The sequence below is a fragment of the Micromonospora eburnea genome, from assembly GCF_900090225.1.
In the GTDB taxonomy this organism is placed as follows: Bacteria; Actinomycetota; Actinomycetes; order Mycobacteriales; family Micromonosporaceae; genus Micromonospora; species Micromonospora eburnea.
Genome location: NZ_FMHY01000002.1, coordinates 6,789,848 through 6,806,347, shown reverse-complemented (window position 1 = coordinate 6,806,347; position 16,500 = coordinate 6,789,848). Strand labels below are relative to the sequence as shown.

Here is a 16,500-nt window from a genome sequence, read left to right as displayed (position 1 = left end):
CGCGGCCAGCCCTGACAAGGGGCTGGCCGCCTCGTCGACCGAGCCCGACGGTGACGAGGCCCTCGACTACGTCGCCGCACGCCTGATCAGCGGCAAGCTCACCGGCCGGCCGGTCGAGGAGACCATGGACCTGGCCCGGATCGAGAAGGCCGTCCGGGAGATCCTCATCGCCGTTGGCGAGGACCCGGACCGTGACGGCCTCCAGCAGACGCCGGCCCGCGTCGCCCGCGCGTACGCCGAACTCTTCGCCGGCCTGCGGGTCGACCCGGCGCAGGTGCTCACCACCACCTTCGAGGCCAACCACGAGGAGTTGGTGCTCGTCCGGGACATCGACGTGATGAGTCTCTGCGAGCATCACCTGCTCCCGTTCCGGGGCAGCGCGCACATCGGATACATCCCGGGCCCGGACGGCCGGATCACCGGGCTGTCGAAGCTGGCCCGGCTGGTCGAGGTCTTCGCCCGCCGCCCCCAGGTGCAGGAGCGGCTCACCGCGCAGATCGCCGACCTGCTGATGAACAAGCTGGCCCCGCGCGGCGTCGTGGTGGTGCTCGAATGCGAGCACATGTGCATGGCGATGCGCGGCATCCAGAAGGCCGGCGCCAAGACGATCACCTCGGCGGTCCGGGGCACCCTGCAACACGACGCCAAGTCCCGCGCCGAGGCAATGGCCCTCATCATTCCCCGCTGAGGCGCAAGGAGGGGCCCCTTCTTAACGCCTCCGGTAGAGAAGGGCTCCCCTCTCACGCTGCCGGCGCGTTAGCCGGCTAACATTGCCAGGACGATGGCGGCGGTGGTCAGCACCGCCGGGATCAGGCACACCAGCGCGCCGAACCGAGGGGTCCGGTCCACCCGGTCCTGCGGGCGGGGCCGGAACAGCCGCCCCACCGCGAGCCAGCCCAGCATGAACGCGACGGCCGGCATCGGCAGCCCCACCACCAGCGCCGCGATGGCCGCCGGGCTGGTGCCGGTGGCGAGGAAGAGCACCACCTGGACCAGCGGGACCACCAGCGCCAGCGGCCCGTACACCAGCAGGTTGCGGGGGCGAGACGGCCACCGCGCCAGCCGGGGCAGACCGCGTGCGGCGAGCGTGTCGTCGGCTGCCTCCGCCCAGCCACCTGCGGTCCGCAGGCAGGCCAGCACCGCCGCCGGGCCGGCCATCATCGACCGGGCCGCCTCGGTGACCTCCGGGGGCGTCGGCACCAGCGAGATCGCCGGTACGCCCCGGTCCCGCAGCCGCGACTGCTGCGCGGCCAGCCGTTCCCGTACCGCGGTCAGCTCCTCCCGGGCCGCCGCCACCGACCGGGCCTGCTCGCCGGCGGCGGTCGCCGCGGCCCGGCGTACCCCGTCGAGCTGCCGGGCGGCGGCGACGTAGTCCGCCCAGCCCGTCGCGACCGGGTCGATGTCGACCGTCGGGCCGCCGGGCCGGGACGCGGCCGTACCCGTCTCGCTCACGCCGCCGCCTCGCTCCGCTCCACGGCGGCGCGAGGCGCCACGCTGCTGAGCCGAATGGTTCGCTCGCTCACGCCGGCTCCTCCCCGAACGGGACCAGGACCGTCCCCTGCTCCCCGGCACCGTCCCAGAGCACCGCCCGTCCCGGCCGGGGCCGCCACAGCACCGGCCGGTCGAAGAGCTGTTCGAGCCGGCTACCCGGCACGTCCGTCACCACCACGGCGGTCAGCTTGTCCAGCTCGCCCTCCGGGCCGAGCAACCCCGCCAGCGGGGCCACCGAGCGCCACCAGCCGAGCAGGTGCCGCCCGGCCGGCGGCCCCTCCAACAGCAGCGCCCGCAGCCGGTCGGGCGGCAGCTCGGTCGCGTCCGGCACGTCCAGCCCGAACACCACCAGGTAGCCCGGCTCGCCGGCCTCCAGCGTGGCCCGTAGCCCGGCCACGTCGATGGTCGTCACCTCGTGTCGCTCCGCCAGCTCCGCGGCGAGGGCCGCGGCCGGCTCGGCCGACCCGTTCGCCAACGGCGCCAGCACGAACCGCGCCGAGGCGTGGTGTGCGGCCACGCTCCGGACAGCCGTGACCAGCAGCCGCTCGGCCTCCTCGTCCTGGCCCAGCACCGCCAGATTCCGACCGGCGGCCGGCCCGAGCGAAACGGCGGCCGTCGACCGGCGTACGTCCACGGCCCGGCCGAGCAACGCGGCCGGGGCGTGCGCCCGACCGGCCAGGGCGGCCCGGTAGCGCGGGTCGTTGGCGAGCAGCGGGCGCGCGTACCCGGCGAAGACCACCGGCGGAGTGGTGTCCTCCGAGCGGGCCGACCAGAGCCGGTGCCGCAGCTCGGCGAGGAGATCCTGGTCCTCGTGCGGGTCCGGGAACCGGATCATCCGCTCGTGGCCCCGGGTCGCGCCGCGCGGGCCGCCCAGCCCCCCGGCCGTGTTGACCACCGCGCTGCCCACCGGCAGGCCGGCCGCCGCGTCGTTCGTCGGTTCCAGCACCGCCGCGCCGCCGGGCAACGCCACCCGGACCGGAAACTGGCCGAGCAGCGGATCGCGTGGGCCGCCGACGCCGAGGTCACCCTCGCCGGCCAGGACCAGATGGATCCCGTACGCGCGCGCGGCGCGGGCCAGCGCCTCCAGCCGGGCGAGGAAGTCCGTGGCCAACCGGTCCCGGTCCCGCAGCAGCAGCAGCGGGAAACCGTCGATCACGCAGACGATCCGGGGCAGCGGCTGGTGCTGGCGCAGCTCCGCGTAGCGCTGCCCGCCGGCCCGCCGGCCCGCGTCCTCCCGGCGGCGCAGTTCCGCCTCCAACACGCCGAGCAGGTCCGCCACGTACTCCCGGTCGGCGGCCATCCCGGCGGCCCGCACCTGCGGCACCCAGGACCGGTCCCGCTCGGTCTGCAGGAACTCCACGAAGGACTCGCCCTCGTCGAGGTCCGCCAGATAGAAGGCCAGCTCGTCGGGACCGTACCGGGCGGCCAGGCCGAACAGGACGTTGGTGAGGAATGCCGACCGCCCCGCCTGCGAGCGGCCGCTGACCAGCCAGTGCGGGGTCAGCTCGGTGAAACCGAGGCTGACCGGCCGGCCGCTGGCGTCGCCGACCACCGTGGCGAGCCCGTCGACGGAGTCCGACGCCCACAGGTCGCCGGCGGGCAGCAGGTCGGTCAGGGCGAGCCGGGAGCCGTCCTCGATCTGCCGGGCCAGCCGGCGGCAGACCTCGGTGACCAGCTCCTGCGGCGGGTCCTCCTCTAGGAAGACCGGCGAGTTCAGACCACCGGGCGGCTCGGCCCCGGGACTGCTCAACCCCGTGCCGGGAGGATCGCCCACCAGCGCGTATGCCGTGCGTACCGCCAGCGGAGTGGCCTGGGACAGTGGTGTTCCGGGCGGCCAGCCGGCCACCACCAGGTGCAGGCCCGCGCGGTGGCCCTGGGCGGCCAGTTCCCCGATCCGGGCGAGGTCCGACGGGGCGGTGCCGTCGGGCAGGGCGGCCACCACCAGCAGCAGCGTACGGTCGTGCCCGCGCTGCCGGGCCGTGCCGGCGGCAACCCACTGCTCGGCCTCGGTCAGGACCGCCCGGAGCCCCGCCACGTCGGTGGCGGGCGGCGGCAGCAGTCCCGCGTCGGCCAGCGCCGCGAACCCGGCGAACGTGCTCCCGGCTCCGCCCACCGGCCCGGCACCGGCCCCGGCAGCACCGTCCACCGCCCGAGCCAGCAGGGCACCGGCCGGGGTGGCGGCGAACAGCCGGAGCAGGATGGCCCGGAGCAGCCCGGCCACCCGCGGGTCGCGGGCGTCGGTGCCGACGCTCAGGTGCCCACTGCCGAGCAGCGGCACCAGCGCGGGAAACCGGGCGTCGTCCAACGGGGCGGCGGTGCCGACCCGGACCACCGGCGGTGGGCCGTCCCCGGGTGGGGTGGTCGGGAGCAGCGTCTCCAGTGGGGCCCCGGCCCAGCCCGGCGCGGCGAGCGCCGCCGCCGTCCGGAGCCGCTCCGCCAGCTCGTACTGCCGGTGGTGGTCGGCCGGGGCGGGTCGGATCTCGTCGAGGATGCCGGCCGCCGCGGTCGCCGTGGCCTCGGCCCTGCGGTGCAGCGCAGCGGCCCGACCGGCTCGCGCCTTCGGACCCGCCATCGCGTCCACCTCACTTCCCGAGGCCGACATCTCCTCCCCGAGCTGTGACGGTATCCCAGTCGAGGTCCGTCCTCCGGGATGTCGGTCGGCGCTGCGCCGGTCCTGGCGCGTCGGCGGTGAGCAGGCTCACTAGGGTGAGCAGCCAGCGGCCTGATCCGCCGCCTAGCCGTCCTTCTTCGCGATCGCTTCGCGTACGGCCGGGACGATCTCCTTGGCCCAGTGGCTGAGGGAGACCCGGTCCGGCGTTCCGCCTTCGGGTGAGAAGAGCATGAACCCTGATACGCCGTGTTCCAGCACGGCCCCGGTCAGTTCCTCGACCCACTGGCCCACCGAACCGCCGATCCAGCGGCCCTCGCGGTCGCGGGTGGCGGGCAGCGGTCGATCGGTGATGCGCCCGGGGAAATTAAAGACCGTGCGGATCTCCCGCGGATCACGGCCTGCGGCCGCCGCCGCCTCGTCGATGACCGGCCGGGAGGACCGGTATCGGTCGCTGAGCCAATCCGCCGCGTGCCCCGGGATCCAGCCGTCGGCCACCCGGCCGGTGGCGGCCAGGGATTTCCGGCCGACCGAGCCGGTCCAGACGGGCGGTGCCGCCACCGGAGCGGGCTCGATCTGGTCCACCTGGTAGTGGCGGCCTCGGTACGTGACCGGCGCACCGCCACCCGACAGCATCTTGACCAGGACGATCGCCTCCTCGAAGGCGTCCACGGCGTCGGCCGGCGACAGCCGCGGCACCCCCATGTCGCGGATCCGCTCCCATGACCCGCCCGCGCCCATGCCCAGCACGACGCGACCGCCGGACAGCGCCGACAGCGCCGCCACCGTCCGGGCCAGCATCGGAGCGGGCCGGGTCGGCAGGTTGGTCACGTTGGCGAAGCCCGCGAGGCGCTGCGTACGTCCGAGGACGAATCCGAGGGTGGCGTAGGCGTCCAGGCGCTTACCGAGGTAGGGATGGTCCGACAGGGAGAAGAGGTCGAGCCCGTCATGGTCGGCCTGTTCGGCCATCCGCAGCAGCTCCGGCCCGTCGTCGATGATGCTGTGCGCTCCGAACCCGAAGACGACTTCTTGTACAGACAATGCTCTGCCTTCCTTCGATGGGGGGTGGCCGTCGGTCCGTCCGGACGGTGGCCGCCGACGTGCCGGGTTTCAGCGCCGGGCGCGATTTACCAGGCGTACGCCTCGGGCGCGGGCTTGGCCCCGTTCGGTGCGGGCGGTGGGAACAGCTCGTCCAGCTTGGCGAGGGTGTCGTCGTCGAGCGTGATCTGCGGTGCGCGCAGCGAGCCGTCGAGCTGCTCGGCCGTCCGCGGCCCGATGATCGGCCCGGTCACCCCGTCCTGCGCGAGGAGCCACGCCAGTCCGACGTGGGCCGGGTCCTCGCCGATCTCGGCGCACAACTTCTCGTACGAACCGATGGTTTCCCGGTGTTTCGCGAGCGTGTCTGCCGAGCGTCCGGAGCTGCCGCGGGAGGCGCGGCCCTCCTTGTGCTTGCGCAGGACGCCGCCGAGCACCCCGCCGTTCAGCGGCGACCACGGGATCACGCCCAGCCCGTACGCCCGCGCCGCGGGCAGCACCTCCAGCTCGACCCACCTGGTCATCAGGTTGTAGATCGACTGTTCGGAGACCAAGCCGAGGAAGTGCCGTGACCGCGCGGCCTCCTGTGCCTGCGCGATGTGCCAGCCGGCGAAGTTGGACGAGCCGAAGTAGAGCACCTTTCCCTGCTGGCGCAGGACGGTGAACGCCTCCCAGATCTCCTCCCACGGCGTGTTCCGGTCGATGTGGTGCATCTGGTACAGATCGATGTGGTCGGTCTGCAGCCGCCTGAGTGACGCGTCGGCCGCGCGCCGGATGTTCAGCGCGGACGCGAATCGTTGATTGGGCCAGTCGCCGGTCGGAGGTAGAGCTTGGTGGCCAGTACGGTCTTCTCGCGCCGACCGCCGCCCGTGGCGAACCACCGGCCGATGATCTCCTCGGTGACGCCATCGCCCGGCGTCATGCCGTACACGTTGGCGGTGTCGAAGAAGTTGATTCCGTGCTCATGCGCGCGGTCCATGATCGTGTGACTGTCGGCCTCGGACGTCTGCGGGCCGAAGTTCATGGTGCCCAGAACGAGCCGGGACACGGTGAGGCCGCTGCGGCCGAGGTGGGTGTACTCCATTTGTGCCAGCCTTTCAGGCGGTGGGGCCAAACTGCTCGATGAAGCGGCCGGTGAACAGGTCCGCGCCCTTGTACTCGGAGACCATCGCGGGCGGGGCGACGAATGGGCCCTCGGGCGAGGGCAGCTGCCCGACACCGCCGTTCGGGCCGAGCGGGAGCAGGATCATGGGAAAGGGCAGGGGCTGGTAGGTGGCCGAGGGCTGCTCACCGTTCAACCGACTGATGATGTTCTTGACGACCACCTCGGCGTGCTGCATCGCGTAACCGGCCATCTTGGCCTCCGGGACGTCGGTGATGTCTCCGACCGCGTAGACGTGGTCGTACCCCTTGACGTTGAGAAACTCGGTCACGGGCACCTGGCCCCGCGGGTTGAGCGTGGTGAGCTTGCCGTCGGCGAGGTAGCCGCTGTTGGTGCGCGTCCCGTGGGCGCGGAACCAGATGTCGGCGGTGATCTCCTCGCCTCCGGCGGTGGTGACGGTGAAGGTGCCCGCCTGGCCGGCCTCGGTGCTCGGCGGCACCGCCAGCCTGGTGCCGAGGCGCACCTCGACGCCCCGGGCGTCGAGCTGGCCGTGCAGGTCCTCGACCACCTCCGGCTTGAAGCCGGGGAGCAGCTCCTCGGCCGGGTCGACGATGGTCACGTGCTTGTCCGGCCAGACCTCCTTGATCTCCCCGGCAAGTTCCAGGCCGACCGGGCCGGCGCCGAGAATCAGCACCCGGTCGGTCTGGCGAAGTTCCTTGTGTGTCCGGCGGAGGTCGTCCACCGCCTCGCTGATCGAATCGGAGACGGGCTTGGCCGGGTAGCTGTAGCTGGAGCCGGTGGCCAGGACCACGTAGTCCGCCGCGACACGCTCACCCGAAGCCAGCGTGACACCGCTGGGGTCCACCGAGGCCGCGCGGTCGCGGACCACCCTGCCCTGCGTGAGCAGCGTCTCGAAGGGAAAGAACATGTTGGCCGCCCACTCGGGCCGGGTCACCGCCCGCAGCGATGCGGCCGCGTTGACGAACGCGTCCCGGGGATCGGATGAGGACGACGTCGGCCATGGATTCCAGCGCCTTGGCGACCGCGGCGCCTCCGTAGCCTCCGCCTATGACCGCGACTGTACGACTCATGTTGCACGCTCCCAAGAATGGCGAAGTTCGGGCCACGAACCATATTAGTTCGTGGCACGAACTGCAACCTTCTCGGGGAGCGTCGTGTCGCGCGTCACTGCCCGTGGGTAGCGGGGGTCCCTCCGTCCGGTTCCAGGAAGACCGCGGGAGCCTCGTTGTCCAGCACGACGCGGCCCAGTAGTTCGGCGAGCGTGTCGCGTTCGGCTGGACTGAGGCTCCCCGGCAACTCCTCGATCCGCCGGCAGGTCTCGGTGTAGAACTCCCCTGCCAGCCTGCTGCCCTGCGGGGTGAGCGCGACTCGCACCGCCCGCATGTCCTGTGGATCCGGTTCCCGCCGAACCAGGCCGTTGCGCTCGGTGCGGTCCACCAGGCCGGTGAGGCTCGACTTGGCCAGCCGCAGCATCGCCCCCAGTTCGCTCATGCCATACGGTCGTGCCATCAGCACACACAGCAACTGCCCCTGTTGCGGGGTCAATCCGTGCTCCCGGCCGGACTCGGCGTACACGGCATTCACCAGGAACGAGGACCGCACCAACGCGGCCACTACCCCGATCTGGCCATCATCAGGCTTACCCATTTGGCCAGGGTAACACCATAACCCTCGTAATTCGCGTAACGAACTATGCGCGTAACGCGCGTGGAGAGAGGTGGCCGGGCGCAGCACGCTGTTTGGGATCGGCGTCTCGACCACGGTCGCGTCATCCGCAAGTCGGATGCGTCCCAAGGCGCGCAGCGGACCGCCAGCCGTCCGCGGTTCGGTCCGGCTGGGTGGGTGGCTGGGGCCGGCCTGCGCCCGCCGCGCCGATCGCCCGGCGATTCGCCACGATCCTGGGATCTGGGGCATTGGGTACGCGCGGCGCAGCCGATAGCCTCAGGAGGTGGAATCAGTGCAGCCCCCCGCCGGTTCCCAGGTCTCCCGCGTACCGGCGCAGCGGACCCCGCCCGAGCAGTTGGCGCCCCCCGCGCCGGCTCCGGCGCCGGAACGTCCGCGTCGGCAGCTGCGTACCGTCCTCGCGGTCGTCGCCGGGCTGCTGGCGCTGCTCTGTGCTGGCGGCGCCGTCGTCGGCTTCGTGCTGTACGACCGCGCAACCGCCCCCGACCGCAGCGCCCCCGACGTCGTGGTGGACAACTATTTGCGCGCGTTCCTGGTTTCCCGTAACGACACGAAGGCCAGCGAGTACGCCTGCGGTGGCCAGGCGGCTAATCTCGCTGCCATCCGTCGCCTCCGAGACGAGATGGAGCGACGCGAGGCGAACTTCAACGTCGTGGTCCGTGTGAGTTGGGGACCGCTCACAACCGTGAAGAATGGCGATGGCGAGTCGGTCGTCACAACGCTGACCATTTCCAGCTCGGCCGACGGCCAGACGCGGAGCAGTCGACGTGAGGACTGGCAGTTCCAGGTGGTCGATAGGGACGGTTGGCGCGTCTGCGGCGGGAGGAAGATGGACTGACTCTACTCGAGCCAGAGCAGGTGGACCGGTATCTCCAACGTGGTGGGCGCCTGGCCGCGCCACGCCCACCGGTACCACTCGATCTCCGGAGCGACCCGGACGCAGATGTCTCCGTCTGCTCCGGAGTAGGTCTCGGTCACCGCGCGGAGGTCACGCTGCTCGGTCGTTCCCGTCACGTGCACCACGCGCCGGCCGGCCACCGAGTCCGCCTCGAAGACCGGGGTGGGCGGGCGATGAGCGGGCGCGTCGAGGGAGACCAGCCGGAGGCCCGCCTGGGCGGGGTCGCTGGACGGCCGGCGTTCGCCGACCGTCTCCACCCAGACCCGCTCCACCGGTACGAGCGGCGCGAAGACCTCCACCTGTTCGGACTCGGCGCGGTACCACTCGTGCTCCGGGATGACCGGCACGTACGTCCGGCTGCCCTGGACCACCCGCTCGTCGGCTCGCAGGTCACCGCGCCAACCCAGGCCGGGCAGGCCGACCAGCACCCGCCGGCCGCGCAACTCGACCCGGCCGGCGGCAGGCACGATCTCGACGGGTCGGGGCGGCAGCGGTGCCCAGTCGGGCTGGTCCGCAAAGGGGTCGGGCAGTGGATTACTCACGGGTCGGCCTCACGTGTCGCCGTCCAGCGGGGCGCCGCGATCCCGCATGAACGGCACCGGGTTGATCGCACCCCGGCTCGACCGGTCGGCGTCTACGTGCACCTCGAAGTGCAGGTGCGGGCCGGACGAGTTCCCGCTGCTCCCGGAACGGCCGATCTCCTGGCCGGCCTCCACCGACTGCCCGGGCACCACCAGGGGGCGCCGCACCATGTGGCAGTAGCGGGTGATGTAACCGCCGGCGTGCAGGATGTCCACGAACCAGCCGCAACCACCCTTGCCCGGCCAGCCGTCGCGGTCGCAGTCGCGTCGTTGCGAGTGGTCGGGATCGCAGCGGGCCACCAGCACCCGACCGGCGGACGCCGCGTGGATCGGGGTCTCCTTGTCGGCGGCGATGTCGACGCCGTTGTGGCTGGGGCGCTCGGCGGTGCGGAAGCCGGAGCCGACGCCGCCAGGGATCGGGGCGGTCCAGCCGGAGGCGGCGATTCGGGCGCCGGCGGCCGCGTCGCAGACCGCCTTGCCGGCGATCTCCACGGTGCGGGCGGCCCCGCCGGCGAGCGCGTCGACGATCCGGCCAGCCAGGTCCTCGTGCTTGGCGTAGGCGTCGGGAAAAGCACTGACCTGAACCCGCTGTGCCACCACGGTCAGCGGTCGCTGCTGCCAGTTCTTCACCAGGAGGAGTTTCTCGTAGAACTTCCGTGCGGCGTACGACGGTGTCATCCGCTGCTGGACACTGCCCCAGCCGGGTCGCTGCTGGAACAGGCCGAGCGAGTCGTGGTCGGAGCCGACACCTTCGTGCGGCAGCGCCAGCGACGCCGGCACCGTGCTGTTGGCGAGGTTGCGCAGGGCGGACTCCTGCATCGCGGTCGCCAGCGCGATCACCCAGCCGCGAGCCGGCAGGCCCATGTCCTGGCCGACCTTGACGATGACGGCAGCGTTGCGTAGCTGGGCGTCGCCGTACTCAGCGAAACGTGGCATGTCCCCGGTGATGTCGACCTGGTAGGCGGGGTCGCAGGCCAGGCTGGCGGTCAGCCGGTCCTGCCCGTCGCCGCCCAGTTCGGTGAGGAAGAACGCGCCCGCGCCGCCGATGCAGCACAGCAGGGTGAGCACGGTGGTCACCGCGGCGGCCACGGCGCCGAGCCGCAGCTTCCGCCGGCCGGGGACCTGGCCCGCCGTGCTCATGGCCGCTCCCAGTCGACCGCGTCCACCAGCCAGCGGCCCTCGGGCGACACAAGTTCGAGCCGGAGTCGGCCGTTGTCGAGCGGGATCAGCGCCTCCACGAAGGCCTCCGTCCGTGGTCGGAGGGTCACCTGGCCGGTGACCCGCCGGGCAGGCACGCTCTCCGGGTCCGCGCCGGTCAGCTTCTCGGTCAGCGCGGACGTGGAGAGCGGTCGCAGCTGCGCCTGCCAATCGTCCGCGCTGCTGCCCGGGCCGGTCAGCCAGGCGGTGGTGAAGCGGGCGGCGGCCTCTTCGGGAGGCAGCTCGCCCGGGCGTGTCTTCGGGGTCGGCGCGGCCGGGCTGGCCAGCACCCCGTCGTCACCGACCTGCGGATCGACGGTGCTGATCGGCTCGCGCGGCCGGCTGCTCAGGCCGGCGGCCGGGTCGAGCGGCCCCGACACCAGCCGGGCCGCGCCGATCACGCCGAAGACGAGGGCGGCGATCACGAGCGCGATGCCGAGCCGGGACCGCAGCACCCGGGTGAACAGGAACTCCAACGCCCGACGCATCGGCGTTACCGCGCCTCGGAGCGGATTCGGGGAGCCGGTTTGGCCGGTGCACGCTCGGCCGAGTCCGGCCGGTAGATGGCGAAGGAGGGAGCCTCCTCGGGCACGTCCGGTTCGGTCCAGGTCGCCGGCTGCCGGCGCGAGCGAGACGCCGCCCGTCCACCCTTCCGCTCGGGCGCGGGGGGCTCGTCGGCCGGTTCCCGCCCGTCCGGCCGCTCGCGTTCGCTGGCCGCGGCGGCGTGCGACGGGTCCTCATGCCGGGCCTCGGGCCGCAGTCTGCTCTGCTCGGACGCCACGCCGCGCCGCCGGCCGACCGCCGGCTCGGCGGTGCCGCCGGGCTCGGCCACGTCCAGCCGGGCCGCGATCCGCATGTCCCGGAAGAACCGGCGGTGCCAGGAGCCGGCCGAGCTGATCGCCTCGCTGCTGTCCTTGCCGCCGAGCTGGGTGATCCGCCGGTACGGGCGCAGCAGCAGCCAGCCCACCACACCGCAGAGCCAGACCAGGACCACCTGCAGCCAGCCGGGCAGGGTCGGGGTGTTCATGATGAGGTCGACGGCGAACAGGTAGATGGCAGCGCCGGTGCCGAAGATCGCGATGTTGAAGACGGCCGCCACCACCGCGTTCGCCAGCCGGCGGAGCCCGGCGCTCGCCGGGCGCATCAGACCGACCGTGCCGAGGATCGGCGCGGCGATCACCGCCCAGCGGAAGATCAGGAAGCCGAGCAGCACCAGCAACGAGGCGGTCAGGTCGAACATCGCGAAGAGCAGCGAGGCAAGCACGGCGATGAAGCCGGACCCGATCCGATCCATGTCCCGGACACCCTTGAGGTATTCGTACGCCTCCGGGTCCTCCTTCTTGATCTGCTCTGCCACCCGGGCCCACTGCTGCTGCTTGGCCTTGATGGTGGCCTCGCGCGTCGCCGGGTTCTGGCGGAGCTTCTCCGCCTCTTCCCAGGACAGCGACTTGGCGTCGTAGAGCGCCGGGCCGTACTTCTTGGCGGTCTCGCTGTCGGCCGAGCCGAGCACGCCCCGCAGCCAGTTCCGGTACAGCATCGTCTCGGTGGCGGTGTCACTGGCCCGGACGGCTGGGGGACGGTGATCCTTGCACGCTCCCGGCGTTGTGTCGTCGCACTGATCTGCAGGCGTATCTCGGGAAGCCGGGCCGACGGCGTCGTGTACGACGCCGAGTGTGGTGATCAGGGCGTTGTCGGCGATGTTCGCCGACTTGACCGGCCAGGCCGCCAGCGCGGTCACCGCCACCATCACCAGCACCGCCCAGCCCGCCGTGGTCATGGCGTTGCTCATGTCCGACTGGCGTGATCGCCAGATCAGGTAGAGGCCGACCACGCAGAGCGTGATGATGCCGAAGACGCTGAACACTTTTTGGTAGACGGCCTTGGTGGCCTGTTCCACCAGCGGGTCCGCCCAGCGCCACATCGAGCGGGGATCCCAGGCCCGCTCCCGCAGCGCGTTCGACGCCCCGATCACCGCGTTGGCGAACATGAATTCGCCGTTCGCGACCATGTTGGTGAAGCGGTAGTCCGGATGGAGGACCGAGGACGCGCAGCCCCCGTCGACGTCGTACGTCGTGTAGCTGTATCCCGCGTACCCGTAGTCGCTGTAGAGCCCCTTGGGGCCGGGCAGCTTCGCGGAGTCGGGGCGGGAGGCGAACCAGCCCGCCAGACCCGAATCCGGTGCGCTGGGTACGGGGGCGTTGCGGCACTCGACCGCGTCCTGTTTGACCTCGTCGAGGCGGGCGACGCAGGCGCGGAAGTCGGTCTGCCACTCCTTGGTGCTGCACAGCTCGGCTCGGGCCTGCGCGACCGGTGGGGCGGCGTACCCGGGTGTCGCCCCGACCAGCGGCCAGACGATGGTGGCCCCGGCGAGTACGCCGAGCGTGAGGAGGAGCGCCGCGATCCGTGCCCGGGCCCTCGCCATGTCACGCCTCCAGATCAGCCAGGACGGTCGGTAGCGCCCCGGCGGCGTGGGCGACCGCGGCGGGGGTGGTGTCCAGGTGTTCCAGCAGCCCGTCGACGTACGACACGTCGACCCGGACCTTCTGCACGCGCCCGTCGACGTCGCGCATCACGAACTCGCGGAAGCCGAGCCGGGCGGCCGATCCGGAGTCGGCCTGGGACAGCGACGCCAGGGTGGCTTCGTAGCCGTCGTCGACCGGCACCCGGAGCAGGCGCAGTGCCTCGGAGGCGATCTCGGTGTCCTCGGCGATCCGGCCGACGAACACGGTGGAGACGAGGTTCTGCACGTCGAGGCCGAGGATGTCCTTCGGGTTCTGCGAGGCGACCAGGGCGGCGAGGTTCCACTTGCGTGAGTCACGGGCGAGGCGGACCAGGAACGACCGCCCGGAACGCCAGCCCTCCATGAAGTGCGCCTCGTCCAGGCCGACCAGCTTGCGGGAGGACATCGAACCGCCGTAGCAGCGGCGGACGGCGAGCCGGTGCGCGGTGTGCAGCATCGGCAGGGCGAGGGCCTCCTCGGCCGACCAGTACTCGCGTTCGATCTTGAGATCGGGCAGCCGGAGCCCGGCCATGGTGATCACGGTGAGCGCCGCGTCGGCACCGAGCAGGTTCTCCGGCGGCCGGCCGAAGAAGAGCATGGCCAGCGGCATCTCGGCCGTGTCGAGCAGCAGGTTCGCCAACTCCCGCCCGGCCTCGTCGTCCAGCCCCTGGAGGCAGGCGACCACGTCATCCAGGGTGGACGTCTCCTCGGCCGGCACCTGGCGTACGGCGTGCCGGAACAGGGTCGCGGTGGACGCCTCCCGGGCCACCTGCGGCGGCACCAGCATCATGCAGATGTCCTGCACCAGCATGCGCCGTTCGGCGCGGGCGTTGGAGATGGCGATCTCGAACTCCCGGTCGCCCGCCGACCCGTCGCCGAACTCGCTGCGCAGCGGCGTCGGGATCAGCGCGTACGGGGCGAGGGTGCCCTGCTCGGAGCCGGTCAGGTTGAGCACGCGGGAATACGGTGCCAACTCCGGCATCGCGCAGAGCCGGGCGAGCGGGCCGGACGGGTCGAGCAGGGTCACCTGTACGCCGCGCCGGGCGGCCAGGTAGCCGAGCGCGCCGAGCAGGGTGGACTTGCCGCCGCCCGGCTCGGCCACGAAGACCGCGAGGCCGGAACGCTCCCGTACCTCCATCGGGAAGTGCAGGTCGAGGAAGACGGGCCGGCGGCAGGTGCCGGCGGTACGGCCGATCAGGTCGCCGCGCCGGTCGCCGACCGTGGAGGCGGCCTGCGGCAGCGCTGCGGCGAGCAGGTTGACCGGCATCCGCCGGACGTAGCCGGTGTTGGCGATCGGCTCGCCGGGGATGAACTCGCGGGCCAGCCAGTCCTGGTTCTTCGGGTGCTGGAGCGAGATCCGCAGCTCTCGGGAGTAGAGCTGGATGAGCCGGCGGGCCCGCTCCAGGCACTCCTCCCGGGTCCGTCCGCCGACCGCGATCCGGTGCCAGCCGTGCGCCCGGGCCGAGTCGACCGGCAGGCCGGTGGTCATCTCGTCGCCGATCACCAGGGCCCGTTTGGCGAGCCGTTCCAGCTCCGGCGGTGCGTCGATGCCGTGTTCGGCGTAGTCGAGCTGCTGGGAACGGATCATCCGGAGCCGGTGCTCCAGGTTCCGGAAGGAGTCGCCGGAGCCGAGGATGTCCACCCGGGTGGAGAGCTCCATCGGCCACGGCAGCCGCTCGTGGAAGTGCAGCCAGGGCTCGTGCCGCTCGGGGATCTCCAGCGGCTCCATCCGGCCGACGGCGAGTACGGCCACGTGCCGCTCCTCGCCGGTCATCCGGTTGACCAGCTTCACCGTCGACCCGTACGGGGTGCGGTAGCGCTCCACCTGCTCGGTGAGGGCGAGCAGGTCACCGCGTTCCCACCGGCCATTGGTGACCGGGGAGAGGGCGCCCGGCGGCGCCATGCAGAGCGCGACGGAACGGTAGAGCAGCCACTCCAACTCCTGCGCGGTCACCCGGCGCCCGCGCATGCCGAACGCGCCGAGCACCTCGTCGAACTGCTCGACGGTGCGGCCCAGCTTGCGGCGCTCACCGTCGGCGGTGCCCCGCCCGAAGGTGCGCAGCAGCCGCTCGGTGAGTGAGTCGCCGAGCGACCGGCGGGCGAAGGTGACGCCGAGGTACGTCTGCCCCTCGGCGTGGTTGACCGCCATCAGGTGCCGTTGCGCGGCGACCAGGTGGTCGGCCCAGCCGGGCGTGCCGGGCACGTCGGGCAGCGGCGACCCGGTGTGCGCGTCGATGGTGCGCGCCCACTCGTCGGCCGGGAAGGGCCGGGTGGTGCGGCGCAGGTGCAGCCGGAAACCGGCCAGGCCGGCGTACTGCTCGGAGATCGCCGAGAGCAGCGCCTCCCGCTCGGCGTCGGGGCGGAACGCCCAACGCACCTCGGGCAGCCAGTACCAGGCGGTGACCGTGTTCGGGGTGAAGGTGAGATGGCCGGCGATCTCGGTGATGGCCAGTTCCACCGACGGGTCGCGGTCGCCGAACTTGATCTTCGGAGCGCGTACCCGGACCGGCTTGACGGGCTTGCCGCCGCGCTCCGGGGACCGCTGCCGGGGCGGGGTCACCTCCCGGCTGGTGGCGGCGGCGACCTCGCGGCCGTTCGGCCGGGCCGCCTCCGCCGCGCGCCGATCACCTCGCCGGCCCGGAGTGTCGAACGTGGGCTCGGGGCCGGTCAGCTCCGGCTCCGTGGTGGGCCGGAGTGCGGGCATCCGCTCGCCGGGCTGGTGTGGCACCCGGGTACGGGCCGGGGGCACGGGGTCGAGGGCGGCCGTCCGCCCGGCGGGCCGGTCCGGCGGTTCGGCATCGTGGCCGGTCTCGGGGACGTCGTGGATCCGGCCGACCGGGCGTACGCCAGGGGCGCTCTCCCGCCGTCGGGCCGCGGGCGGCTCGTCCGCTGCCGGCACGTCGCGGCCGACGGTCAGGGGTGGCGTGGTCGGCTCGGCCGGGGCGGCGGGCTGGTGCGGGATCGGCGGCGGCACTTCCCGCCCGATCCCTCGCCGGGGCGGCGCCACCACGGGAGCCGGCTCGGCCGAGATCGCGGCGGGTGGGCTCGGGGGGCGGGCGGCGGGACGCCGTACGCCGGGCTGCGCGCCGCCGAAGAGGTCGAGGAACGGCGAGTCGATGTCGCCGTGGTCGCCGGCCGCCGGGACCCGCTGTTCGGGGCCGGCGGGGCGGGGCCCCGCCGGTCGGGGCGGCTGGAAGACCCCGACCCGGCCGTGTCCGGGGCTGGTCGCGAGTGCCGGGTCCAGCGCGACCTCGTCCAGCTCCTCGTCGGGAGGGTAGTCGAACGATCGCGCTCGGTTACCGGGTGGGCCGGCCGAACGCCCGGCCGGGGAACCCGGCGTGGAAGAGCGACTCATGCGACCGCCTCACCCGCGTCGTTCGGCTG

The 16,500-nt window shown here is 72.7% G+C and carries 12 protein-coding genes and 1 pseudogene; 2 read left to right on the top strand and 11 right to left on the bottom strand.

The genetic code is table 11. From position 1 onward, the window contains the following. Window positions 1–22: 22 nt before the first annotated feature. A complete protein-coding gene (gene folE / locus GA0070604_RS29810; RefSeq protein WP_091126115.1) occupies window positions 23–688 on the top strand; it encodes a GTP cyclohydrolase I FolE in 666 nt (221 codons plus the stop codon). Window positions 689–756: 68 nt separating this feature from the next. Here the strand turns inward: folE and GA0070604_RS29805 are convergent, their stop codons facing one another. From GA0070604_RS29805 to GA0070604_RS29780, 6 genes and pseudogenes are all read right to left on the bottom strand, one after another. Next, the gene (locus GA0070604_RS29805) at window positions 757–1,452 is read right to left on the bottom strand and encodes a hypothetical protein (protein ID WP_091126112.1); all 696 of its coding nucleotides are present in this window, start codon (window positions 1,450–1,452) and stop codon (window positions 757–759) included. 67 nt (window positions 1,453–1,519) lie between these two features. Beyond that, on the bottom strand, window positions 1,520–4,072 hold the full coding sequence (locus GA0070604_RS29800) for an FtsK/SpoIIIE domain-containing protein (protein ID WP_208602365.1): 2,553 nt from the start codon (window positions 4,070–4,072) through the stop codon (window positions 1,520–1,522). A gap of 153 nt (window positions 4,073–4,225) precedes the next feature. After that, complete coding sequence (locus tag GA0070604_RS29795; protein ID WP_091126105.1) at window positions 4,226–5,140, bottom strand: LLM class flavin-dependent oxidoreductase; 915 nt, start codon at window positions 5,138–5,140, stop codon at window positions 4,226–4,228. An 86-nt stretch (window positions 5,141–5,226) separates the two neighbouring features. Continuing rightward, window positions 5,227–6,218 (bottom strand): annotated as a pseudogene (locus tag GA0070604_RS29790) (aldo/keto reductase). 13 nt (window positions 6,219–6,231) lie between these two features. Next, the gene (locus tag GA0070604_RS29785; RefSeq protein ID WP_244162121.1) at window positions 6,232–7,191 is read right to left on the bottom strand and encodes an NAD(P)/FAD-dependent oxidoreductase; all 960 of its coding nucleotides are present in this window, start codon (window positions 7,189–7,191) and stop codon (window positions 6,232–6,234) included. Window positions 7,192–7,421: 230 nt separating this feature from the next. Then, entirely contained in the window at window positions 7,422–7,904 is a 483-nt protein-coding gene (locus GA0070604_RS29780) for a MarR family winged helix-turn-helix transcriptional regulator (RefSeq protein WP_208602194.1), read from the bottom strand. A 310-nt stretch (window positions 7,905–8,214) separates the two neighbouring features. Here GA0070604_RS29780 and GA0070604_RS29775 point away from each other — a divergent pair, with 310 nt between their 5' ends. After that, window positions 8,215–8,778 (top strand): Rv0361 family membrane protein, encoded by a 564-nt coding sequence (locus GA0070604_RS29775; protein ID WP_091126102.1) that lies wholly within the window; start codon window positions 8,215–8,217, stop codon window positions 8,776–8,778. A gap of 2 nt (window positions 8,779–8,780) precedes the next feature. Here the strand turns inward: GA0070604_RS29775 and GA0070604_RS29770 are convergent, their stop codons facing one another. The 5 genes from GA0070604_RS29770 to GA0070604_RS29750 are packed head-to-tail and all read right to left on the bottom strand — an operon-like array spanning window position 8,781 to window position 16,471. Then, window positions 8,781–9,380, bottom strand: coding sequence for a hypothetical protein (locus GA0070604_RS29770; RefSeq protein WP_091126099.1), 600 nt, complete (start codon window positions 9,378–9,380; stop codon window positions 8,781–8,783). A 9-nt stretch (window positions 9,381–9,389) separates the two neighbouring features. Continuing rightward, window positions 9,390–10,559, bottom strand: coding sequence for a M23 family metallopeptidase (locus tag GA0070604_RS29765; protein ID WP_091126096.1), 1,170 nt, complete (start codon window positions 10,557–10,559; stop codon window positions 9,390–9,392). After that, entirely contained in the window at window positions 10,556–11,104 is a 549-nt protein-coding gene (locus tag GA0070604_RS29760) for a hypothetical protein (protein ID WP_091126095.1), read from the bottom strand. The genes GA0070604_RS29765 and GA0070604_RS29760 overlap by 4 nt, the downstream gene beginning before the upstream one ends. Before the next feature lie 5 nt (window positions 11,105–11,109). Then, window positions 11,110–13,038: a hypothetical protein gene (locus GA0070604_RS29755; protein ID WP_091126094.1), complete on the bottom strand. Its 1,929-nt coding sequence runs from the start codon at window positions 13,036–13,038 to the stop codon at window positions 11,110–11,112. A gap of 1 nt (window position 13,039) precedes the next feature. Continuing rightward, complete coding sequence (locus GA0070604_RS29750; protein WP_091126093.1) at window positions 13,040–16,471, bottom strand: ATP-binding protein; 3,432 nt, start codon at window positions 16,469–16,471, stop codon at window positions 13,040–13,042. Window positions 16,472–16,500 lie beyond the last annotated feature (29 nt).